The 19,135-nt window shown below is 38.4% G+C and carries 21 protein-coding genes and 2 pseudogenes; 1 reads left to right on the top strand and 22 read right to left on the bottom strand.

The genetic code is table 11. The features are described 5' to 3' along the window. Positions 1 to 57: 57 nt before the first annotated feature. From ACZLXV_RS05865 to ACZLXV_RS05840, 6 genes and pseudogenes are all read right to left on the bottom strand, one after another. A complete protein-coding gene (locus ACZLXV_RS05865; protein WP_482382788.1) occupies positions 58 to 489 on the bottom strand; it encodes a hypothetical protein in 432 nt (143 codons plus the stop codon). Beyond that, a pseudogene (locus tag ACZLXV_RS05860) lies at positions 489 to 638 on the bottom strand (IS481 family transposase); the annotation flags it as partial. The pseudogene ACZLXV_RS05860 and the gene ACZLXV_RS05865, both read right to left, overlap by 1 nt. Positions 639 to 698: 60 nt before the next feature. Beyond that, entirely contained in the window at positions 699 to 956 is a 258-nt protein-coding gene (locus ACZLXV_RS05855) for an integrase core domain-containing protein (protein WP_482382799.1), read from the bottom strand. 9 nt (positions 957 to 965) lie between these two features. After that, positions 966 to 1,142 (bottom strand): annotated as a pseudogene (locus tag ACZLXV_RS05850) (DDE-type integrase/transposase/recombinase); the annotation flags it as partial. Positions 1,143 to 1,157: 15 nt separating this feature from the next. Next, the gene (locus tag ACZLXV_RS05845; RefSeq protein WP_482382787.1) at positions 1,158 to 1,571 is read right to left on the bottom strand and encodes an IS3 family transposase; all 414 of its coding nucleotides are present in this window, start codon (positions 1,569 to 1,571) and stop codon (positions 1,158 to 1,160) included. 41 nt (positions 1,572 to 1,612) lie between these two features. Next, positions 1,613 to 1,900: a transposase gene (locus ACZLXV_RS05840; RefSeq protein ID WP_482382786.1), complete on the bottom strand. Its 288-nt coding sequence runs from the start codon at positions 1,898 to 1,900 to the stop codon at positions 1,613 to 1,615. A 64-nt stretch (positions 1,901 to 1,964) separates the two neighbouring features. On the opposite strand from ACZLXV_RS05840, the gene ACZLXV_RS05835 reads away from it, so the two are divergent. Then, complete coding sequence (locus ACZLXV_RS05835) at positions 1,965 to 2,456, top strand: IS66 family transposase (RefSeq protein ID WP_482382785.1); 492 nt, start codon at positions 1,965 to 1,967, stop codon at positions 2,454 to 2,456. Between the two features lie 211 nt (positions 2,457 to 2,667). On the opposite strand, the gene ppdK is transcribed toward ACZLXV_RS05835, so the two are convergent. From ppdK to ACZLXV_RS05755, 16 genes are all read right to left on the bottom strand, one after another. Further along, complete coding sequence (gene ppdK / locus ACZLXV_RS05830; RefSeq protein WP_482382784.1) at positions 2,668 to 5,304, bottom strand: pyruvate, phosphate dikinase; 2,637 nt, start codon at positions 5,302 to 5,304, stop codon at positions 2,668 to 2,670. 381 nt (positions 5,305 to 5,685) lie between these two features. Then, complete coding sequence (locus ACZLXV_RS05825) at positions 5,686 to 8,736, bottom strand: glycoside hydrolase family 3 C-terminal domain-containing protein (RefSeq protein ID WP_482382783.1); 3,051 nt, start codon at positions 8,734 to 8,736, stop codon at positions 5,686 to 5,688. 360 nt (positions 8,737 to 9,096) lie between these two features. After that, the gene (locus tag ACZLXV_RS05820; RefSeq protein ID WP_022223722.1) at positions 9,097 to 9,786 is read right to left on the bottom strand and encodes a peptidylprolyl isomerase; all 690 of its coding nucleotides are present in this window, start codon (positions 9,784 to 9,786) and stop codon (positions 9,097 to 9,099) included. Between the two features lie 41 nt (positions 9,787 to 9,827). Then, a complete protein-coding gene (locus ACZLXV_RS05815) occupies positions 9,828 to 9,980 on the bottom strand; it encodes a hypothetical protein (RefSeq protein ID WP_482382782.1) in 153 nt (50 codons plus the stop codon). Between the two features lie 404 nt (positions 9,981 to 10,384). Beyond that, on the bottom strand, positions 10,385 to 10,795 hold the full coding sequence (atpC, locus tag ACZLXV_RS05810; protein WP_367335374.1) for an ATP synthase F1 subunit epsilon: 411 nt from the start codon (positions 10,793 to 10,795) through the stop codon (positions 10,385 to 10,387). Between the two features lie 39 nt (positions 10,796 to 10,834). Then, positions 10,835 to 12,232, bottom strand: a complete 1,398-nt coding sequence (gene atpD / locus ACZLXV_RS05805) for a F0F1 ATP synthase subunit beta (protein ID WP_022223725.1) — start codon at positions 12,230 to 12,232, stop codon at positions 10,835 to 10,837. Positions 12,233 to 12,265: 33 nt separating this feature from the next. Beyond that, on the bottom strand, positions 12,266 to 13,144 hold the full coding sequence (gene atpG / locus ACZLXV_RS05800; protein ID WP_482382781.1) for an ATP synthase F1 subunit gamma: 879 nt from the start codon (positions 13,142 to 13,144) through the stop codon (positions 12,266 to 12,268). Between the two features lie 14 nt (positions 13,145 to 13,158). Then, positions 13,159 to 14,673, bottom strand: a complete 1,515-nt coding sequence (atpA, locus tag ACZLXV_RS05795; protein ID WP_022223727.1) for a F0F1 ATP synthase subunit alpha — start codon at positions 14,671 to 14,673, stop codon at positions 13,159 to 13,161. 29 nt (positions 14,674 to 14,702) lie between these two features. Next, positions 14,703 to 15,254, bottom strand: a complete 552-nt coding sequence (locus ACZLXV_RS05790; protein WP_022223728.1) for a F0F1 ATP synthase subunit delta — start codon at positions 15,252 to 15,254, stop codon at positions 14,703 to 14,705. Further along, positions 15,242 to 15,799: a F0F1 ATP synthase subunit B gene (gene atpF / locus ACZLXV_RS05785; protein ID WP_022223729.1), complete on the bottom strand. Its 558-nt coding sequence runs from the start codon at positions 15,797 to 15,799 to the stop codon at positions 15,242 to 15,244. Before atpF ends, ACZLXV_RS05790 begins: the two co-directional genes overlap by 13 nt. Positions 15,800 to 15,842: 43 nt before the next feature. Continuing rightward, the gene (gene atpE, locus ACZLXV_RS05780) at positions 15,843 to 16,109 is read right to left on the bottom strand and encodes an ATP synthase F0 subunit C (RefSeq protein ID WP_022013168.1); all 267 of its coding nucleotides are present in this window, start codon (positions 16,107 to 16,109) and stop codon (positions 15,843 to 15,845) included. Positions 16,110 to 16,142: 33 nt separating this feature from the next. Further along, on the bottom strand, positions 16,143 to 16,886 hold the full coding sequence (gene atpB, locus ACZLXV_RS05775; RefSeq protein ID WP_482382798.1) for a F0F1 ATP synthase subunit A: 744 nt from the start codon (positions 16,884 to 16,886) through the stop codon (positions 16,143 to 16,145). A 141-nt stretch (positions 16,887 to 17,027) separates the two neighbouring features. Continuing rightward, positions 17,028 to 17,423 (bottom strand): ATP synthase subunit I, encoded by a 396-nt coding sequence (locus ACZLXV_RS05770; protein WP_482382780.1) that lies wholly within the window; start codon positions 17,421 to 17,423, stop codon positions 17,028 to 17,030. 21 nt (positions 17,424 to 17,444) lie between these two features. Continuing rightward, positions 17,445 to 17,792 (bottom strand): AtpZ/AtpI family protein, encoded by a 348-nt coding sequence (locus ACZLXV_RS05765; RefSeq protein ID WP_022223732.1) that lies wholly within the window; start codon positions 17,790 to 17,792, stop codon positions 17,445 to 17,447. A 143-nt stretch (positions 17,793 to 17,935) separates the two neighbouring features. Continuing rightward, the gene (locus ACZLXV_RS05760) at positions 17,936 to 18,418 is read right to left on the bottom strand and encodes a ribonuclease FAU-1 family protein (protein ID WP_022223733.1); all 483 of its coding nucleotides are present in this window, start codon (positions 18,416 to 18,418) and stop codon (positions 17,936 to 17,938) included. 76 nt (positions 18,419 to 18,494) lie between these two features. Beyond that, on the bottom strand, positions 18,495 to 19,100 hold the full coding sequence (locus tag ACZLXV_RS05755; RefSeq protein ID WP_022223734.1) for a cytidylate kinase-like family protein: 606 nt from the start codon (positions 19,098 to 19,100) through the stop codon (positions 18,495 to 18,497). Positions 19,101 to 19,135: the final 35 nt, after the last annotated feature.

Below are 19,135 nucleotides of genomic sequence, written 5' to 3'. Positions count from 1 at the left end.
CTCTCTCGACGATATTTTCTCTCATTATACACCCATCCATATGATAAAAAAAGAATATTATCTTTCAATTTCTTTAACATGATTCCGCTTTTCTGCCTGCAAGTTCTCCAGTTCTTTCCTTATATTATTCACAACAAGAGAAAGCTCCTGACTACCTGACTCTTCTTCATGACAGATACGCCCAGCCAAATCCTTCGCTTTACACATATCTTTCATGCTGGCATTGCAATATTTATTTATAAGTCTGGGTATTCCATCGGCAGCGTTGAGTATTGCTTCAATAGCTGCATCTTCAAAGATGGTCTGATTGCAGCCGGCACCTTTTAATTTTTCCAGTATATATGTTTTGCCTTCATCTTTTGTAAGACCTTCTAAATTATAATTCATAACAATACGCTGCCTCAGTGGTTCGTGAATCTGAAGCGTAAGGGTCGAATTGAGTTTTGGAAGTCCTGCAAGCAGTATTGCGGCACGGTCTCTGGAGTCCATTAGTCTTCACCTCTGCATAAATGAATTTTTTCGCGCTTGACAAAAGCGTTTTCAGTTTTGTTTAAAAGTCTTATAGGAGTCAAAGTGCCATCCGTTTCTACAATAAATATATCCTTAAGACCAGGAGAATATCTAAGTCTGATACGCTGTGGTCCTATGTCAAGAAAAAGTACAAGTTAAACATGAACTTTTCACCTCAATAATCTGTCTTATGCCACATTTATTTCCATTTGTCTTAGTTTTATCCAATATTTCTTTTCGTAGTCATTAGGCGATGCATAATCACAATGACTGTGAATTCTTACTGTATTGTAAAAGGCTTCTATATATTCAAAAACAAGTTTATATGCATGATTATAATCTATTATTTTGAATCTATTTATCCACTCTCTTTTAAGTAATGAATGGAAAGATTCAATACATGCATTATCCCATGGATATGCTTTCTTCGAATAACTTAGCGTCATTCCTGCTGTTGCTTCTTCATAATCTTTAGCCGTATATTGTCTGCCACGATCTGAATGCATAATTAATGGTTTGTCAGCATTTATTACCCTTTTAGCTTTATTAACAGCTTCTACAACCCACTTTGTTTCAAGGGTATCACTTAATACCCATGATATTATTTTCCTTGAATATAAGTCCATTATACTTGTTAAATATACAAATCATTCATAAGTCCAAATATATGTAATATCTGTACACCATATCGCATCAGGGGAATTAGGATTAAACTTCTCATCAAGTATATTTTTGTATTCTTCACTAAAATTTGAATCTATAGTTGTTATAGTATATGGTTTAATCCATTGTGCCTTTAGGCCCATTTCACGCATATAATTACCTACTGTCTTTTCACTTATTGTTTCTCCTTCTTCTTTTAGTTTCTTTGTTATTTTGGGAGCACCATAATTCTGGTGCGATTCATCATAAATATCACATATCTTATCCTTTATTTTGTTTTTTCGCTGCTCCTGATTACTTGGAATCCTGTTTTTCCAAGTATTATATCCACTTCTAGAGACGCCTAAATGTCTCAGCACACCGCTAACATTAAGCCGGCGTCCACCTTGTTCCCTCATATTTCTCTCTTTATTTGCAGTTTCAAGGTATATAGCTTCTGTTAGTTTCCCAGTATGCCGATTGCTTTTTTTAATATTTCCAGAGCATCCTGTGCATCCCTTAATTCTTTCTTAAGTCTAGCATTTTCTTTTGCAGCATCACTTTCGTAATTGCCTCTTCCTCGGGTTGGTATATTACCCTCATTACTTTCATAAAGTTTGCGCCAGGTAGATAGTGTACTTTTAGATATGCCTAGATTTTTAGCACATGCGTTAATGCCTAAATCCTTATGCTCTTCCCAATATTTTACCGCATCTTTCTTAAATTCTTCTGAGTACTGTGTAGCCATGTCTTAATCCTCCAATCTTTAACTTTAATAATAAATCTATATTAAGAATTATTCCATATCTAACTTGTACTATTTACATTCTAACATCAGACATTTTAAAGAAAAAGGTTATTCATACAAACAGATAAAAAATGGTCGTCTCAAGAAAGAAAAACCGGTAATTGAGGCTTTTTTGTCATGGCTTGAAAAGCAGAAACCCATTAAAGGCAGTAAATTTGCCACAGCAGTTACATATGCATTAAATAGAAAAGAACATATGATGACATATCTCGAAGATGGTCGCTGCAGTCTGAGCAATAATTTAAGTGAACAGAAAATGAAATCATATGTTATAGGTAGAAAGGGATGGCTTTTCAGTGACAGTCCTGAAGGTGCAGAGGCAAGTGCCATATCATACAGTATAGCCGAAACAGCATTAGCGAATGGATTAAATGTATATAAATATATAACATATGTATTAGAGAAACGACCTACTGAAGAAATGGCAGACAGTGAATTAGAAAAGCTGTTACCATGGAATGATAAAGTTTTTGAAATGTGTAAAATCGAAAGATAGATAAAGACAAAAAATAACTTAGCATAAAGAGTAAAATAATATTTATGCTAAGTTATTTTAGAATATACGCCTAAGTTTTTTGCGCTTACTAAGCAACTTTTGAATAATCCAAAACAGCAATTTTCAAAAAAATTCCCATCCCAAACTAAATCTTAGCTCGGAATGGGAATCTATTATTGCAATATAAAGCTGTATTACATCAGACGATATCCTACTTGTCAGCAATAGCTGCCTGTGCTGCTGCCAAACGTGCAATTGGCACACGGAATGGTGAGCATGACACATAGTCAAGACCAATCTTGTGGCAGAATTCAACTGATGAAGGATCTCCACCGTGCTCACCACAGATACCGCAGTGAAGTGATGGACGAACTTTCTTTCCTTTTTCAACAGCCATTTCCATAAGCTGACCAACACCTGTCTGGTCAAGTTTTGCAAACGGATCGCTCTCGAAGATCTTAGCATCATAGTAAGCATCAAGGAACTTACCTGCATCATCACGAGAGAAACCAAATGTCATCTGTGTTAAGTCGTTTGTACCGAAGCAGAAGAATTCAGCTTCTTTAGCGATTTCGTCAGCTGTAAGAGCTGCTCTAGGAATCTCGATCATTGTACCAACTTCGTACTTCATCTCGATACCTGCTGCTGCGATTTCAGCATCTGCTGTTTCAACAACAACTTTCTTGACATACTTAAGCTCTTTAACTTCTCCAACAAGTGGAATCATGATTTCAGGCTCAACTGTCCAATCAGGATGTTTCTTCTTTACATTGATTGCTGCACGAATAACTGCTGCTGTCTGCATCTTAGCAATTTCAGGATATGTTACTGCAAGACGGCATCCACGATGTCCCATCATAGGGTTGAACTCGTGAAGTGAATCAATGATAGCCTTGATTTCATCAACGCTCTTGTTCTTAGCCTTAGCTAACTTCTCGATATCCGCTTCCTCTGTAGGAACGAACTCATGAAGTGGTGGGTCTAAGAAACGGATTGTAACAGGATTTCCTTCAAGTGCCTCATAAAGAGCCTCGAAGTCTCCCTGCTGGTAAGGAAGAATCTTAGCAAGTGCTTCTTCTCTCTCTTCTACTGTATCAGAGCAGATCATCTCACGGAATGCAGCAATTCTGTCTTCCTCGAAGAACATATGCTCTGTACGGCAAAGTCCGATACCTTCAGCACCAAGCTCACGAGCTTTCTTAGCATCTGCAGGTGTATCAGCATTTGTACGAACTTTAAGTGTTCTATACTTGTCAGCCCAAGCCATAACACGTCCGAACTCACCGGCGATTGTTGCATCTACAGTTGGAATAAGACCATCATAGATGTTACCTGTTGTACCATCGATAGAAATCTCAGAACCTTCTGTGTATGTCTTTCCTGCTAATTCAAATTTCTTGTTCTCTTCGTCCATAACGATATCGCCACATCCTGATACACAGCATGTACCCATACCACGAGCAACTACGGCTGCGTGAGATGTCATACCACCACGAACTGTGAGGATACCCTGTGCACTCTTCATACCTGTGATATCTTCTGGAGATGTCTCAAGACGAACAAGTACAACCTTCTCTCCACGCTCAGCCCATTCTACAGCGTCTTCTGCTGTAAATACGACTTTACCGCAAGCAGCTCCTGGAGAAGCACCAAGTCCTTTTCCGATTGGAGTAGCTTTCTTTAACTCAGCAGCATCAAACTGTGGGTGAAGAAGTGTGTCAAGGTTACGAGGATCAATCATAGCTACTGCTTCTTCTTCTGTCTTATGTCCTTCATCAACAAGGTCACAAGCAATCTTTAATGCAGCAGGAGCTGTTCTCTTACCGTTACGGCACTGAAGCATGTAAAGTTTCTTGTTTTCTACTGTGAACTCCATATCCTGCATGTCATGGTAGTGATTCTCAAGTGTATCACAAACCTTAACGAACTCAGCATATGCCTCCGGGAATTCCTGTTCCATCTGAGCGATTGGCATTGGTGTACGAACACCGGCAACTACGTCCTCGCCCTGTGCGTTAATAAGGAACTCACCCATAAGTTTGTTCTCACCTGTTGCAGGGTCACGAGTAAATGCAACACCTGTACCAGATTCATTGTTTAAGTTACCGAATACCATAGGCATTACGTTAACAGCTGTTCCCCATGAGTAAGGGATGTCGTTGTCACGACGATATACGTTTGCACGAGGGTTGTCCCATGAACGGAATACAGCCTCTACAGCAAGTTTCATCTGCTCTACAGGGTCAGATGGGAAATCTGTTCCTAACTGATTTTTGTACTCAGCCTTGAACTGCTCTGCAAGAGTCTTAAGATCCTGTGCTGTAAGATCTACGTCATACTGAACACCTTTCTCTTCTTTCATCTTGTCGATGAGCTGCTCGAAATATTTCTTACCAACTTCCATAACTACGTCTGAGAACATCTGGATGAAACGTCTGTATGAGTCATATACGAAACGCTCGAATGTTGGATCTGGGTTTCCTTTGATCATTGTCTCTACAACATCGTCATTCAAACCGAGGTTAAGGATAGTATCCATCATACCAGGCATTGAAGCACGAGCACCTGAACGAACTGAAACTAATAATGGGTTCTTAGAATCTCCGAATTTCTTTCCGTTGATTTCTTCCATCTTCTTAACGCCATCCATGATCTGAGCCATGATTTCATCGTTAATCTGACGACCATCTTCATAGTACTGTGTACAAGCTTCTGTAGTTACTGTAAATCCCTGTGGTACAGGAAGACCAATCTTAGTCATCTCTGCAAGGTTAGCACCCTTACCACCAAGTAAGTTACGCATGGTCATGTCGCCTTCGTCGAACATATATACCCATTTGTTTGCCATTGTAAAGTTACCTCCTAAATATGAATAAATAATTGACTGCGATAAAATCGCATTGCAACCGCCGTCATTCCGAATGAAATTCCGGCATCACACTGACCTCATGTCAGATATTCTGTATCGTATCTCCTGTAAAACATAAACTTGTACATATCATATATTCTGAACTGTACTAATATCAAACAATAATAATACGACATTCTCCGCTCCGCATGAAGCCGCTACCCATAGTATAACATATAAAACCAAAATGTAAAAATCTTTTTTTAAAAAAACACAAAAACATTTTATTTCTGCCAGTATAATGTAGCAATGACTTTCGGTTAAATAATATAGGTAAATTTCCAACCTGCTGCAATTCCGATAGCACACACCAACTGTTTCTTATGCAAATTTAAAAGCGCAAATTCTTATATATCCTTTTAATCTTAATTTTAATTCAAATTTTTTATGCGGAATTTTGTCCGTATCTACAGTAATGTTGTACTTTTTAAAATCAGTCTTTCTTTCAAACGCTGCCCACGGCATCTTTTTGTCCGTTCTAAATGCCGCCTGACCTATTTCACTGTGCATGTCTTTTATTTTCGTCTGACCTTTTACAAACTTTCCAATCATATTGTCGTCTGCCAACACTTCAACCACACCACCGTCATCTATTGAAGCAAGAATTTCAAGTGTAATTTCTTTCATATCCGTACCGTCATTTCTTAAGAATACAGCTTCTTTCAAAAGTACATCTCTATAGGAAACATCACATTCAATTTCATTATCCTGCGTGCAGACCGCATCAAAACCATTTATGCCCTCATGCAGATAAACATTTTTATAGCTATCGTAATGGTCTGCTTTTATTGTCTGCCATGCTTCCCTTGCACCTCTTGATATACCTTTTATGTTCACTGTCCGACTCAAATAAATGTCCCTGCTTGATGAACCGGCTTGAATAATATAGTCCCCATCCTCAAGAATGCATCTTTCTTCAACAACATCATAATATTTCAAATCTTTTATTTTTATCTGTAATACAATATCTCTTTTTTCTCCCGGTCTAAGGTTTTTCACTCTTTCAAATGCTTCAAGCTTCTTTATGGCACGCACAACCTTTGAATCTTTCTTTGTCATATAAATCTGAACAACCTCATCCGTCACATATTCACCTGTATTTTCAATGCTTACACATACCTCGATTTTCGTATAGTCCTTAATTTCTGCTCTCATTTCAAGATATTTAATCTCAGAATATGTTTTCCCGTATCCAAACGGATAAAGTACCTCTCCGTCATAGTAAGCATAAGTCCTCGGATGTGCAATTATATCATAATCTTCTTTGGGCGGAAGTTTATCAATATCCTTATACCACGTTGTACTAAGTCTTCCTGCAGGACTGACTTTTCCAAAAAGAGTATCTGCAATAGCTGTTCCAAGTTCCATACATCCTGATGCAGATAATATCATTGCTTTTACATGCTCTTTTGCCCACGATATATCAAACGCTACATTTGAAACCAAAACAACAATTGCATTTTCGTTCGCTTCATATACCGCTTCAAGAAGTTTCTGCTGATATATCGGAAAATCTATATCATCCCTGTCAACATCCTCTTTACATGTAACCATAGGGTCTCCGCCAATAAAAAGAATAGGATATTTGACTTTCTTTGCAAGTTCTGCTGCCGCCTCAATTCCATCTGCAACAATTTCAAATTGCAAATTGCTTACCTTTGCCGTTTCAGAAATATCCCTGCACTCATTACCGGAACTGCCGTCTTTAATTCTATCTTCCGTTTTCTCAGCACCTGATTTTTCAAAAGCACTCTCGACTTTTAAGACACCATTTTTATCTATATAAAAGCTTTCATCATTCCAGCTTGTCACCTTGCCCGAAAACGATTTATCAAAAATTATTTCTTTATTTTCACTGTCTTTTATTTTAAATGCTTCTTTTACAAACCATCCAAAAGCCCTGTCTTTACAGGCACAAATATCTCCGCTTTCGCCACCTTCAATATCGTCCCTTACAGACAAAAGTTTCCCATTGGTACTGCTTCTTATCGTAAATTGTTTCTTATCCCACTGCTCAATCCGGAATATCTCGGCATTCATGCTGTCAGTGACAATAAGTCTTTCACTCTCATCAAGTCCGAGATATTTTCCGTCTGCCTTTATCTTAAATTCACATAGACCTTTTTCAAAAGGCACATCTGCATATTTTTCAATTCCTTCCAGTCCCGTCACACAATAAGGCGGCAGTCCCGAATACCAGTCAAGCTGCCAGACATCCGCCAAAGGTCCAAGTACACATATGTCATCTTTTGCTTTTGATAAATCAAGTGGAAGAATGCCTTTATTTTCAAGTAGTACAATAGAATTCTGCCCCATTTCAAGTGCTGTTTTCTGATTTTCTTTCGTACCTACATCATTTATTGTTATATGCGAATAAGGATTGTCCCCATATGCATCAAACAATCCAAGTCTTATCATTGTTCCAAAGCGGTTTCTTATTGCCTCATCAATATCTTTAATATCGATAAGCCCAAGTTCATATGCCTCTCTAACTGCCGCTTCGACTTTAGCCGTATTATCAGAAAAACTGTCTATTCCCGCTTTTAGTCCTGCCGCTACCGTCTGCGCATCCGTACCAAAATATTCATGCTGATTTACGGTCTGGAACACATCTCCGCCGTCTGTTACAACATGGTGCAAACCCCATTTATTTTTCGCATAATTTTTTATGTCAGGCATCAGCATACACGGAACTCCGTTTATCTCATTGTATGCTGTCATAATTGCTTCAGCTCCATGTTCCATAATAATTCGTCTAAACGGTTCATGATAATACTCACGCTTATTTCTAGGGTCAACACCGGAAGACACAAATGTGCGGTCCTCTTCCACATTATTTGCATAAAAATGTTTTAATGTTGCCGCACACATAAGATAGAAATCATCATCACCCTGCATGCCCTCAACATACGCTCCCGCAAGTTCACCCGTGAGATATGGATCCTCTCCGTATGCCTCCTCGTTTCTTCCCCATCTGGGATCTCTTTCCATATCCACCGTAGGTGCCCAGACAGAAAGACAGCCGCTTCTGCCCGCTGCAAACAGACCTCTTGTTTCCGTTCCCGTAACTTTTCCTGCCTTTTTAATAAGTTCTCTGTCCCACGACCTGCTCATTCCTATAGGGTTTGGAAAAATTGTTGTATAATCAGGCTCGCTCAAATCCCAGCTCTGGTCGTGTCTTGCCTGAACTCCGTGTGCTCCTTCCCCTCCTATATTAAATGCCTTTATTCCCAATCTTTCTATATCCGGATTTGCATTGCTCATACAGCTTATTTTTTCATCGAGTGTAAGATTTTCAATTAAAAAATCAAGTCTTTTCTCAATATCAAGTTCAGAATCCCATAAAGAATTTTTTATTCTTTTATCTGTCATAATTTCCTCATTTCTATAACTGTTTAATATGATGCAAGGGTCAAAATACCTTTTTGCCCCAACATCTTAATATACAAATATATACCATAATTTCTTATAAATTTTTACCCAAAATTTCGCCAAAAAATACACTATTTATTTTTGACATTTAAAATATAAAACAAAAAGCCTCTTTAAGACAAACTATTATAAGTCAATCTTAAAGAGACTTTTACTATTATTTAAATTTTTAATTTCAATTCCGTTTATGATATTTTGTAAACTTCTTACTATTATTATGATGTTATGGTCAAGCCACCAAATAGCAATTTGTTTGTAAACATACATTACTGTTTGTTTTTGACCCTTACATCATATTTGTCAGTCTACAACCTTTATAGAGTCGATAACCGGCTGATTTTCCTTTTCAACAGTACCGTTTGTATCTGTAACCGGTGTATCTTTACAAATCTTATCTACAATATCCATTCCACTTGTGACAGTTCCGAAACCTGCATACTGTCCGTCAAGATATGTGCTGTCTGACTGTACAATGAAAAACTGTGAACTTGCACTGTCATTTTCAGATGAACGAGCCATTGAAATAGTTCCTCTGACATGCGAAATATTGTTCTCAACGCCATTTTCACTAAATTCACCCTTTATTGTTTCATCCGAACCACCTGTTCCATCACCATTTGGGTCACCGCCCTGAATCATAAATCCATCTATGATACGATGAAATGTAAGTCCGTCATAAAACCCCTGCTTAGCAAGCTTTACAAAGTTTGTAACTGAAATAGGTGCTGTATCAGCATCAAGCTCCACCTTTATATTTCCATAGTCTTTAACTTTTATAACCACATGATGCTTACCTGAAAGCTGGTTTGTATCATCTGATGACGAATCACTTGTTTCTGCATCCTGTCCAGAATTGTCTGTACTCTCAGGAGCAACAGTTTCTTCCTGTTTTGCGCTTTTTGAAGATGTATCATCCTTTTTAGAACCACATCCTACAAGCATGCATAATACAAGTGCCATAACTGCTATAATACTAAAATAACGTTTCATGTTTCCTCTTTCCTGCATATATTATGATTTATCACTGAAACTTATTCTGAAATCTCGGCTGCCGTCACACTGCTTTTAAAAGAATTGTTTCCATTTGATGTTGAAATATTTGTCTTGACAAAATTTGCAACACCAAGCGCAATAACAACAATCGTAAGACCTACCATAACTCTGCGTAACATTGTTTTTTCCATAAATATGTACCTCCCGTTTCTTTTTTCCCTTTATACGTTAACAATATGTAGAATGAATGCAATTTAAACATCAAATTTACACTCGCAATATAATCATACCATACGCTTAACATTTTTGCAATATTTTTAATATATTGTAAGATTTTTGTAAGAAAGTCATATTTATGTCAAAAAATCCCTGTTTTTGGCGCATTGCCCACTTTGAATCAACATCTTATTTTTCTAATTTTTTACTTAAATTGTAATATTTTACATTGTTTTTGTAATAATTTACAGCAATTTATTTAATTTCCGCACCAATTCTAATCTAATATAGAAACTATATTTCACCAGCCAAAATTTTAAGTCTGTCAAACAAAAAACAAAACAGGCAGCCACACATTCTAATGCAGCTGCCCACGTTTTTATTTATATTTTCCTGCAATATCAATTCTTGTAAGTGCCTTTTTAAGTGCAAGCTCTGCACGAAGCATATCAACAGCAGGTTCTCCGCTTTTAATACGGCGCTCTGCCCTTATCTTTGCTTCATTTGCTCTGTTTACATCTATCTCATCAGGCCATTCACATGATTCAGCAAGAATTGTCACTTTGTCTTTTGTTATCTTTACAAATCCATCATGAAGTGCCGCTTCCTTGTCACCATCATTATTCTTTATGCGAAGTAGACCCGGTTCAAGAATAGCAGTCAGCGGAATGTGACCGGCAAGTACACCTATCTCACCTTCCGTTGTCTTCATTTCTACCATATCTATGTCTCCATCAAAGAAAACCCTGGTAGGTGATATTATCTGAAGATTGAACTTCTTTTCAGCCATGCTCCACCTCCACTTTATACAAATCCTGAATTGTCATTTTTATTTTGAATTCATTCTTTCAACAACTTCGTCTATTGTTCCCGCATTGAGGAAAAGATTTTCAGGTATGTCATCATGTTTTCCTTCAAGAATTTCCTGGAAACCTCTAATAGTTTCTGCAACAGGTACATATTTACCAGGAAGTCCCGTAAACTGTTCTGCTACATGGAACGGCTGAGAAAGAAATCTCTGAATTTTTCTTGCTCTGTTTACGACAATCTTATCATCTTCTGAAAGTTCATCCATACCAAGAATTGCGATAATATCCTGCAGTTCTTTGTATTTCTGCAATATTTCCTGTACGCCACGCGCAACCTTATAGTGCTCTTCACCGACAACATGTGGGTCAAGAATACGTGATGTTGACTCAAGCGGATCTACTGCCGGGTAAATTCCAAGCTCAACGATAGAACGTGAAAGTACCGTTGTCGCATCAAGATGTGTAAATGTGTTTGCCGGAGCCGGATCTGTAAGGTCATCGGCCGGCACATATACTGCCTGTACTGATGTGATAGAACCTTTCTTTGTAGATGTGATACGCTCCTGTAAAGCACCCATCTCCGTCTGAAGTGTAGGCTGATAACCTACGGCACTAGGCATACGTCCGAGAAGTGCTGAAACCTCGGAACCTGCCTGTGTAAAACGAAAAATATTATCAATGAACAAAAGAACGTCTTTTCCTGATCTGTCACGGAAGTTCTCTGCCATTGTAAGGCCTGTAAGCGCAACTCTCATACGAGCTCCAGGCGGCTCATTCATCTGACCGAATACCATTGTTGTCTTATCGATAACTCCGGACTCAATCATTTCATAATAAAGATCATTACCCTCTCTTGTACGCTCTCCTACACCTGTGAATACTGAATATCCACCATGCTCCTGAGCAATATTTGTGATAAGCTCCTGTATAAGTACAGTCTTACCAACACCCGCACCACCGAAAAGACCGATTTTTCCACCTTTCTGATAAGGACACAAAAGGTCAACGACTTTTATTCCTGTTTCAAGGATTTCTGTCTGTGTTGACTGTTCCTCAAAAGCAGGTGCTTTTCTGTGAATTGGATCATATTCAACACCTTCCGGTGCCGGTTTTTCATCTATAGGATTGCCAAGTACATTGAACATTCGTCCAAGTGTCTTTTCACCGACCGGAACTGATATAGGACCACCTGTAGCAATAGCTTCCATTCCTCGTACCAACCCGTCTGTCGGACCCATGGCAATACAGCGGACAGTATCATCACCAAGATGCTGTGCTACTTCTACCACAAGTTCTTCTCCGTCTTTGAGCGGAACTTTGATAGCGTCATTGATTTCAGGAAGTTTTCCCTCTGAAAATCTGACATCGAGAACGGCACCAATGATCTGTGTAAGTTTACCTGTATTTAATTCTGCCATCTCTTTTTCCCTTCTTAAGATTTTTTATTTTTATTAAGATATTGCTGATGCACCCGCAATAATCTCCGTAAGCTCCTGAGTGATAGATGCCTGTCTTGCTCTGTTATATTTAAGTGACAGGTCACTTATCATCTCCTCCGCATTGCTTGTTGCCGAATCCATCGCCTGCATACGTGCACCGTTTTCACTGGCATGCGCCTCCACAAGTCCTCCATATATAAGACTGTTTATATACTTTGGAATTATGGCATCAAGTGCCTCCTCAGGCTCCGGCTCATAATTCATAAGCGTAAGCTTGTCTAACGGATTCTGGTCTTCCTCCTGCTCTGATACAATATCATCTGCATCAATAGGAAGAAGTTTCATAAGTGTCGGAATCTGGACAACAGTATTTTTAAAGATTGTGTAAGCTATATAAATCTCGCCAATTTCACCTTTGACAAATTTACTAAGCACATCTTTCCCAATACCTGTCGCATCACTGTAAAGGGGCTCGTTCATCGCTTCCGAATAATCACCTGCTATCTCATATCCCTGACGCATAAGCGAATCTCTTCCCTTTGTTCCGACTGCATATATAATTGTATCTTCTTTTTTAAAGCGTTCATCATGTGTCACAAGTTTTACGACATTTGAATTGTAACCGCCCGCAAGTCCTCTGTTTGATGTAATGACTATAACAGCCTTTTTATCAGACTCGCTCTTTTTAAGAAACGGATGTGACAATCCTCCTGATCTTGCAATCATATCGGCAACTGTCTCATACATAGTATCAAAATAAGGTTTTGACAATTCTGCTCCGACTTTCGCCTTTTGCAATTTTACAGATGATACAAGCTTCATTGCTTTTGTAATCTGCCCTGTACTCTGGACACTTTCCTTACGCCTTTTTATATCTCTCATCGAGGCCATATCATCACACCTCTCTATCTGTTCTTAACGAACTCTGCCTTGAATTTCTCAATTGCCTGAACAAACTTGTCTTCCATTTCTTTTGAAAGTTCACCTGTCTCTTTAATCATATCCGGTACTTCAGGATATTTCTCATCAATGAACTGTAAAAGACCTTTTTCAAAGTCAGCAATATCTTCAAGTTCAATATCTATAAGATATTTATGTGTTGCCGCATAAATACTGATAAATTCATGTTCAACAGACATAGGATTGTAGTTATCCTGCTTTAATACCTCACGAATTCTCTCTCCCTGTGCAAGCTGTGCTTTTGTCTCAGGGTCAAGGTCTGAACTAAACTGTGAGAATGCCGCAAGCTCACGGTACTGAGCAAGTTCAATACGGATTGAACCCGAAATCTTCTTCATAGCTTTTATCTGTGCAGCTCCTCCAACTCGTGAAACTGAAAGACCCGCATTTACGGCAGGACGAAAACCAGAATTAAACATCTCTGTCTCAAGATAAATCTGTCCGTCTGTTATTGAGATAACATTTGTAGGAATATACGCAGATACATCGCCCGCCTGTGTCTCTATAATAGGAAGTGCTGTAAGTGAACCTCCGCCAAGCTTATCTGAAAGACGTGCTGCTCTTTCAAGAAGTCTTGAGTGGAGATAGAATACATCTCCCGGATATGCCTCACGTCCCGGTGGACGTTTTAAGAGCAATGCAAGTGTTCGATATGCTGCTGCATGCTTTGTAAGGTCATCATATATTACAAGTACGTCCTCACCATTCTCCATCCATTCTTCACCGATAGCACATCCTGAATATGGTGCAATATACTGTAACGGTGCAAGCTCGCTGGCTGTTGATGCAACTACTGTTGTATAGTCCATCGCACCGAACTCTTCAAGTTTATTTACAAGTGCTGCAACCGTAGATGCCTTCTGGCCTATTGCAACATAAATACACTTAACGCCCTGTCCCTTCTGATTGATAATTGTATCAATGGCTATCGCTGTCTTACCTGTCTGACGGTCACCAATGATAAGCTCACGCTGTCCTCTTCCGATAGGAACCATCGAGTCAATCGCCTTAATACCTGTCTGAAGTGGTGTATCTACCGATTTTCTTGAGATAACACCTGATGCCACTCTCTCAATCGGTCTTGTTTTTGTTGTCTTTATCGGACCTTTGCCATCTATAGGCTGTCCGAGAGAATTTACTACTCGTCCGAGCATTTCATCGCCAACAGGCACCTCTACTACTCGTCCTGTAGTTTTTACTATATCGCCCTCATTGATATTTTTATGGTCACCCAAGAGTACTGCTCCGACATTGTCTTCCTCAAGGTTTAAAACCATGCCGTAAATTTCATTAGGAAATTCCAGCAATTCGCCTTCCATAGCCTTTGCAAGACCATGAATACGCGTAATACCATCGGCAACCTGTATAACAGTACCCGTATCTGCAACTTCAAATTTGGTACTGTACTGTTTAATCTGTTCTTTGATAACTGAACTGATTTCTTCAGGTTTCAAATTCATGATACTCTCGCACCTTCTTTCGATTTAATTTAGTTTGACAAACGAACCTTTGACAAATCTCTTGCCATAGTTTCAAGTTTTGTCTTTACGCTGCTGTCCACGATTCTGTCACCGATTCTTATAACCATACCGCCTATCAGTGACTTATCTACACTATACTTCGCAATAATTTTCTTATAGGCTGTAGTCGTAAGCAGCTTATCTTCAACCGCCTTTTTCTGTGCTTCACTAAGCTCTATAGCGGATGTAATTTCAGCAGTTCCTATTTTTTCTGCCTCATGCACTCTGTCAACAAAATAGTTTAAAATTTCCTCTATTTTTGAAAATCTTCCCTTTTCCACAATAACTGTGAGAAATCCAACCATATCGTCAGAAACCTTTCCCTTGAAAGCACTTTCTATCATGGTCTTTTTCTCTTCAATCGGAATTCTTGGATATCCTATAATGTTGATATACTCTTCATTTTCTTTGAGCACATCAAGCACAGCTTCCACTTCTTTGAGATGGCTCTCGAGCTTGTTTTCCTCAGCCGCTACCTCAAAAAGCGCATCGCCGTAAGTTTTAGATATCAGCTTAGCCATGTCTCTTCACCCATCTCTTCCAATGTATCTGTGATAAGCTGTGACTGTTTTTCCTCATCCAAAGAAGATGCCACAATCTTTTCAGCCATAACTGTTGCAACAGATATCATTTCTTTCTTAACATCATCTTTAACTTTAGATTTTTCAAGTTCTATATCATGATTTGCTCTGTCAACAATTCTTGCAGCCTCTGCTTTAGCCTCATCCACTATCTCGTTTTCTCTCTTGACAGCGTTCTTCCTTGTCTGGCTCAAAATCTGTTCTGCTTCCTTATCGACAGCTTTAAGTTTTTCATCATATTCTGCCTTAAATTCAATGGCATCCTTTTTTTCCTTTGCTGCTTCTTCAAGCTGTTCTTTTATATATGCCTGTCTCTTCTGTAAAAGATCCCTTGCCGGGTTGAAAAGAAGATACGACAAAAGCAAAAACATTGCGAACATTGCAAGTATTGTGATAGCTGAATCCACAAGAAGCTGTGGATCAAGACCAAATATATAATCTCCAAGTCCGTCACCTGCTAAAGCAACTTTTACCAAACCGTTCACTTTACAGCCTCCTTTCTATTTTAAATATTTTTTAAATAGAGCATTATTTAAGTTTGCCATAAAGAGGGTTAGCAAATAAGAGAATAAGGGCAACTACGAGTCCGTAAAGACCTGTTGTCTCTGCTACCGCCTGTCCTAAAAGCATTGTTGACATGATGTCACCTTTTGCACCCGGATTACGTCCTACTGCTGATGCACCGTAACCTGCTGCAATACCCTGACCTACACCAGGTCCGATACCTGCGATAACTGCAAGACCTGCACCAATTGCAGAGCCCATCAAAACTAAACCTTCGTTTGTAATATTCATTGTTCTTCCTCCTCAAAATAAATATAATAATTGTTATGCGTCTTCTCCAATCGCATCTGCGACAAAGCACATAGTCAGCATACAGAATACATATGTCTGAATGCATCCCGAGAATACATCAAGATATACATGCAATGCTGCCGGCCATACCAAAGTAAGCACTTTTGGCAACAAACCATAGATAAGTCCCATCATTACGGTACCTGACAAGATGTTTCCGAAAAGTCGAAGAGACATCGATACCGGTGTTGAAAACTCACTGATAAGATTCATTGGGAAAAATAAGAAAATCGGTTCAAACAATCCTTTTATCTTGCCCATCTTCTGGTACTTGAATCCGTTGTACTGAATCATCACCCATGTAATAACGGCGAGCGGAAATGTCACACCAAAATCCGCAGTCGGCGGTCTTAAACCTAATAATCCTGATAAGTTACATGTAAGTATGAACAAAAACAATGCACTTACATAATTTCTGAACTTAACAGCATTTTTAGCTCCCATAGAGCTTGCAACCATACCGTCAAGTTTCTCAACTATCAGTTCAACCGCATTCAAAAACGGACCGGGCGCTTCCTTGGGATCTGCTTTCTTAATCGCACGGTTTGCAAATAAGGCAAAAATAAGCAGAAATACCATGACTATTATCATTGATATATGTGTCGTTGTAAGGTAGACTTCATGTCCGAGAAACATAAACTTCTTGTCGGTATATCCTCTGATGAAAAAGTCTACTTCACCGCCTGCAAGCAAAGCCTTACTGTTCAGCCATGACATATTTAAGATGTCACTTCCCACATTCTCATCCTCCTTCTTTATTTTTTATGACTATTGTAGTCATTACAACTATAGTCATGAAAATATATTTTAAATAAATATGCTCTCATCACCATAGTTTTTCAGTGTAATAATCAACAATCATCCTGCCATAGACTTTTTCTGTAAAAATTTATGCACATACGGCTGAATGTAAGCTGTCATCTTAACTCCCATCAAACCTAAGACAACACCAATTGGGTGAATATATCCGTACCATATCATAGAAAGCGTAAGAACTGCCGCCATTATAAATGTTCTCTGAAATGCTGATTTTAATGTATGTTTTCTCGCATTTTCCGGGTCCATGTCAAGCGCAATGTCAAGATGTTTGTACATATGAAAAATAATGCCTGCTGCCGATAACACTCCAACAATGACACCACAAATAACCGCCGGTTTATTTGTGGCTGCTAAAGTAAGTATAACCAAAACCGGCATTGACCATATGAATAATCCTATAATCATTTCTTTTAAAATAATTTTTGCTTTCTTCATACCTTCTTCTACCCTTTTTCCTTATCTGTTTACATGTTCCGGATACCTTTTTTTCTTTTTCTCCATAACATCTGAAAAATCTTCATCAGGATGTGTTTTTTTATAATTCTTCAAATCTTCTATATACTGCTGTTTTTCACGCTCTTTTTTCATATCTGATGCATAAAACGATTTTGTGACCATATAGACACTCCTAAAACCTGAACCTATACCGAGCAAAACCAAAAGTGGAAATAAAATGTCTATTCCTGTAATTCTGTTCAGCCACACGCCCAAAGCCCCACATAAAAAAATCGGAACCATCATAACTATTCCAAGCTGTGTGACCATCATCATGCTTTTTAAGACCTTTCTGTTATCCTCTTTCAAAGCCGTCCTCCATACCTATATAATATATCCCTCATATCATTTTCACATACCACTATTATTATAAGTGATTAACCTCCAAAAGTCTACACAAAAAAACACCGACAATGCATGGCATACACCACAACATTATCAGTGTTTTTTTATCATATATTTTCAGCGTCCTCTATAATCTTTGTATAATTTACAAATTTGCCGGAATATATCACCTGCAATAACGCATCAGCACTTCTAAGTGCCTGTGCTATAACAGAGTTGTCAAGTCTCTTTTCGTCCATAACATCTGCAAACTCATCCATATCAACAACTTTCACAAAACCATCAGGGTAAACTAAAACATCTATCAGAAGGTCATTAAATACATATTTTAAACTTCCCTCTTCATGAACCGTTTCAATAATATCACAGTACCAGTAAACAAGGTTATCCTCTGCGTCATACACCTTGCTGACCTTTATGCCTTTATCGAGAAAATACGCAGACACACCTCTGGCAATATCCTTTCTCGGCTTTAAAACATTCCATTTTGTAAGAATCATTTTGTCATCTGCTGACAAAACAATATCATCTTTAAGTTCCTTTATTTCATCCGGGATATATCTTCTGCGGAAAAGCTGTATCTTATTCATATTCTCCCCCTGTATGATTAAATTTGTATAAAGTTAATTATAATATCCGCAGACAATGTTGTAAAGTAAAAAATCGCTACTCTCCAAATTCCATCATGACTATATGATAAAGAATATCAACAACTTTTTCCTCACCAAATTTAGATACATCAAGCATTACATGTTTCAGATGTCTGTCACTTCTGTTTACGCCTGTTACATATTTATAGTAATTGTGACGCTGTCTGTCAATCCTTTTTATAAGATGCTCTGCCTCGACAGCCGAAAGCGAATACGCTTTTTTAAGATGCTCTATTCTCGCTTCATATGAAGAATACAAAAATACATTCAGTGTATTAGGATGCTCTCTAAGCACATAATCAGCACATCTTCCGAAAAAGATAGCTGAGTCTTTTGTATTTGCTATGTCTCTTATAACCTGACTCTGTGCTTCTATCGCCTCATCCGAATAAAATTTGCTTGAAGAACCGTATCCGAATCTCCTTGTAAGTTTCTCAACTGATGAGTCTATTACTTTGTCTGCATCCGCAAATTCATCGAGATTGATTCCCGCTTTTCTTGCCGCCATATCAACCAAATCTCTGTCATACATTTCCACACCAAGTCTGCTTGCAAGCATTCTTGTTATTTCTCTTGAATTACACCCAAATTCCCTGCTTATTGTTATATTAAATTTCTTCATGCCGAGCCTTCCTTTCATTACTGTGTACTTATTAT

It is taken from the genome of Butyribacter sp. (assembly GCF_056818865.1).
This window is presented reverse-complemented; position numbering and strand designations above follow the sequence as displayed.

Bases quoted from the DNA above. Each gene is read 5' to 3' on its own strand.
- atpA (WP_022223727.1), bottom strand. From the start codon at position 14,673: ATGAATTTGAAACCTGAAGAAATCAGTTCAGTTATCAAAGAACAGATT.
- ACZLXV_RS05755 (WP_022223734.1), bottom strand. From the start codon at position 19,100: ATGAAGAAATTTAATATAACAATAAGCAGGGAATTTGGGTGTAATTCA.
- ACZLXV_RS05790 (WP_022223728.1), bottom strand. From the start codon at position 15,254: ATGGCTAAGCTGATATCTAAAACTTACGGCGATGCGCTTTTTGAGGTA.
- ACZLXV_RS05855 (WP_482382799.1), bottom strand. From the start codon at position 956: ATGACGCTAAGTTATTCGAAGAAAGCATATCCATGGGATAATGCATGT.
- atpB (WP_482382798.1), bottom strand. From the start codon at position 16,886: ATGTCATGGCTGAACAGTAAGGCTTTGCTTGCAGGCGGTGAAGTAGAC.
- ACZLXV_RS05815 (WP_482382782.1), bottom strand. From the start codon at position 9,980: ATGGAAAAAACAATGTTACGCAGAGTTATGGTAGGTCTTACGATTGTT.
- atpD (WP_022223725.1), bottom strand. From the start codon at position 12,232: ATGGCAGAATTAAATACAGGTAAACTTACACAGATCATTGGTGCCGTT.
- ACZLXV_RS05865 (WP_482382788.1), bottom strand. From the start codon at position 489: ATGGACTCCAGAGACCGTGCCGCAATACTGCTTGCAGGACTTCCAAAA.
- ACZLXV_RS05760 (WP_022223733.1), bottom strand. From the start codon at position 18,418: ATGAATAAGATACAGCTTTTCCGCAGAAGATATATCCCGGATGAAATA.
- ACZLXV_RS05845 (WP_482382787.1), bottom strand. From the start codon at position 1,571: ATGAGGGAACAAGGTGGACGCCGGCTTAATGTTAGCGGTGTGCTGAGA.
- ACZLXV_RS05840 (WP_482382786.1), bottom strand. From the start codon at position 1,900: ATGGCTACACAGTACTCAGAAGAATTTAAGAAAGATGCGGTAAAATAT.
- ACZLXV_RS05820 (WP_022223722.1), bottom strand. From the start codon at position 9,786: ATGAAACGTTATTTTAGTATTATAGCAGTTATGGCACTTGTATTATGC.
- ACZLXV_RS05770 (WP_482382780.1), bottom strand. From the start codon at position 17,423: ATGAAGAAAGCAAAAATTATTTTAAAAGAAATGATTATAGGATTATTC.
- atpE (WP_022013168.1), bottom strand. From the start codon at position 16,109: ATGAATATTACAAACGAAGGTTTAGTTTTGATGGGCTCTGCAATTGGT.
- atpC (WP_367335374.1), bottom strand. From the start codon at position 10,795: ATGGCTGAAAAGAAGTTCAATCTTCAGATAATATCACCTACCAGGGTT.
- ACZLXV_RS05825 (WP_482382783.1), bottom strand. From the start codon at position 8,736: ATGACAGATAAAAGAATAAAAAATTCTTTATGGGATTCTGAACTTGAT.
- ppdK (WP_482382784.1), bottom strand. From the start codon at position 5,304: ATGGCAAACAAATGGGTATATATGTTCGACGAAGGCGACATGACCATG.
- atpG (WP_482382781.1), bottom strand. From the start codon at position 13,144: ATGGCCTCGATGAGAGATATAAAAAGGCGTAAGGAAAGTGTCCAGAGT.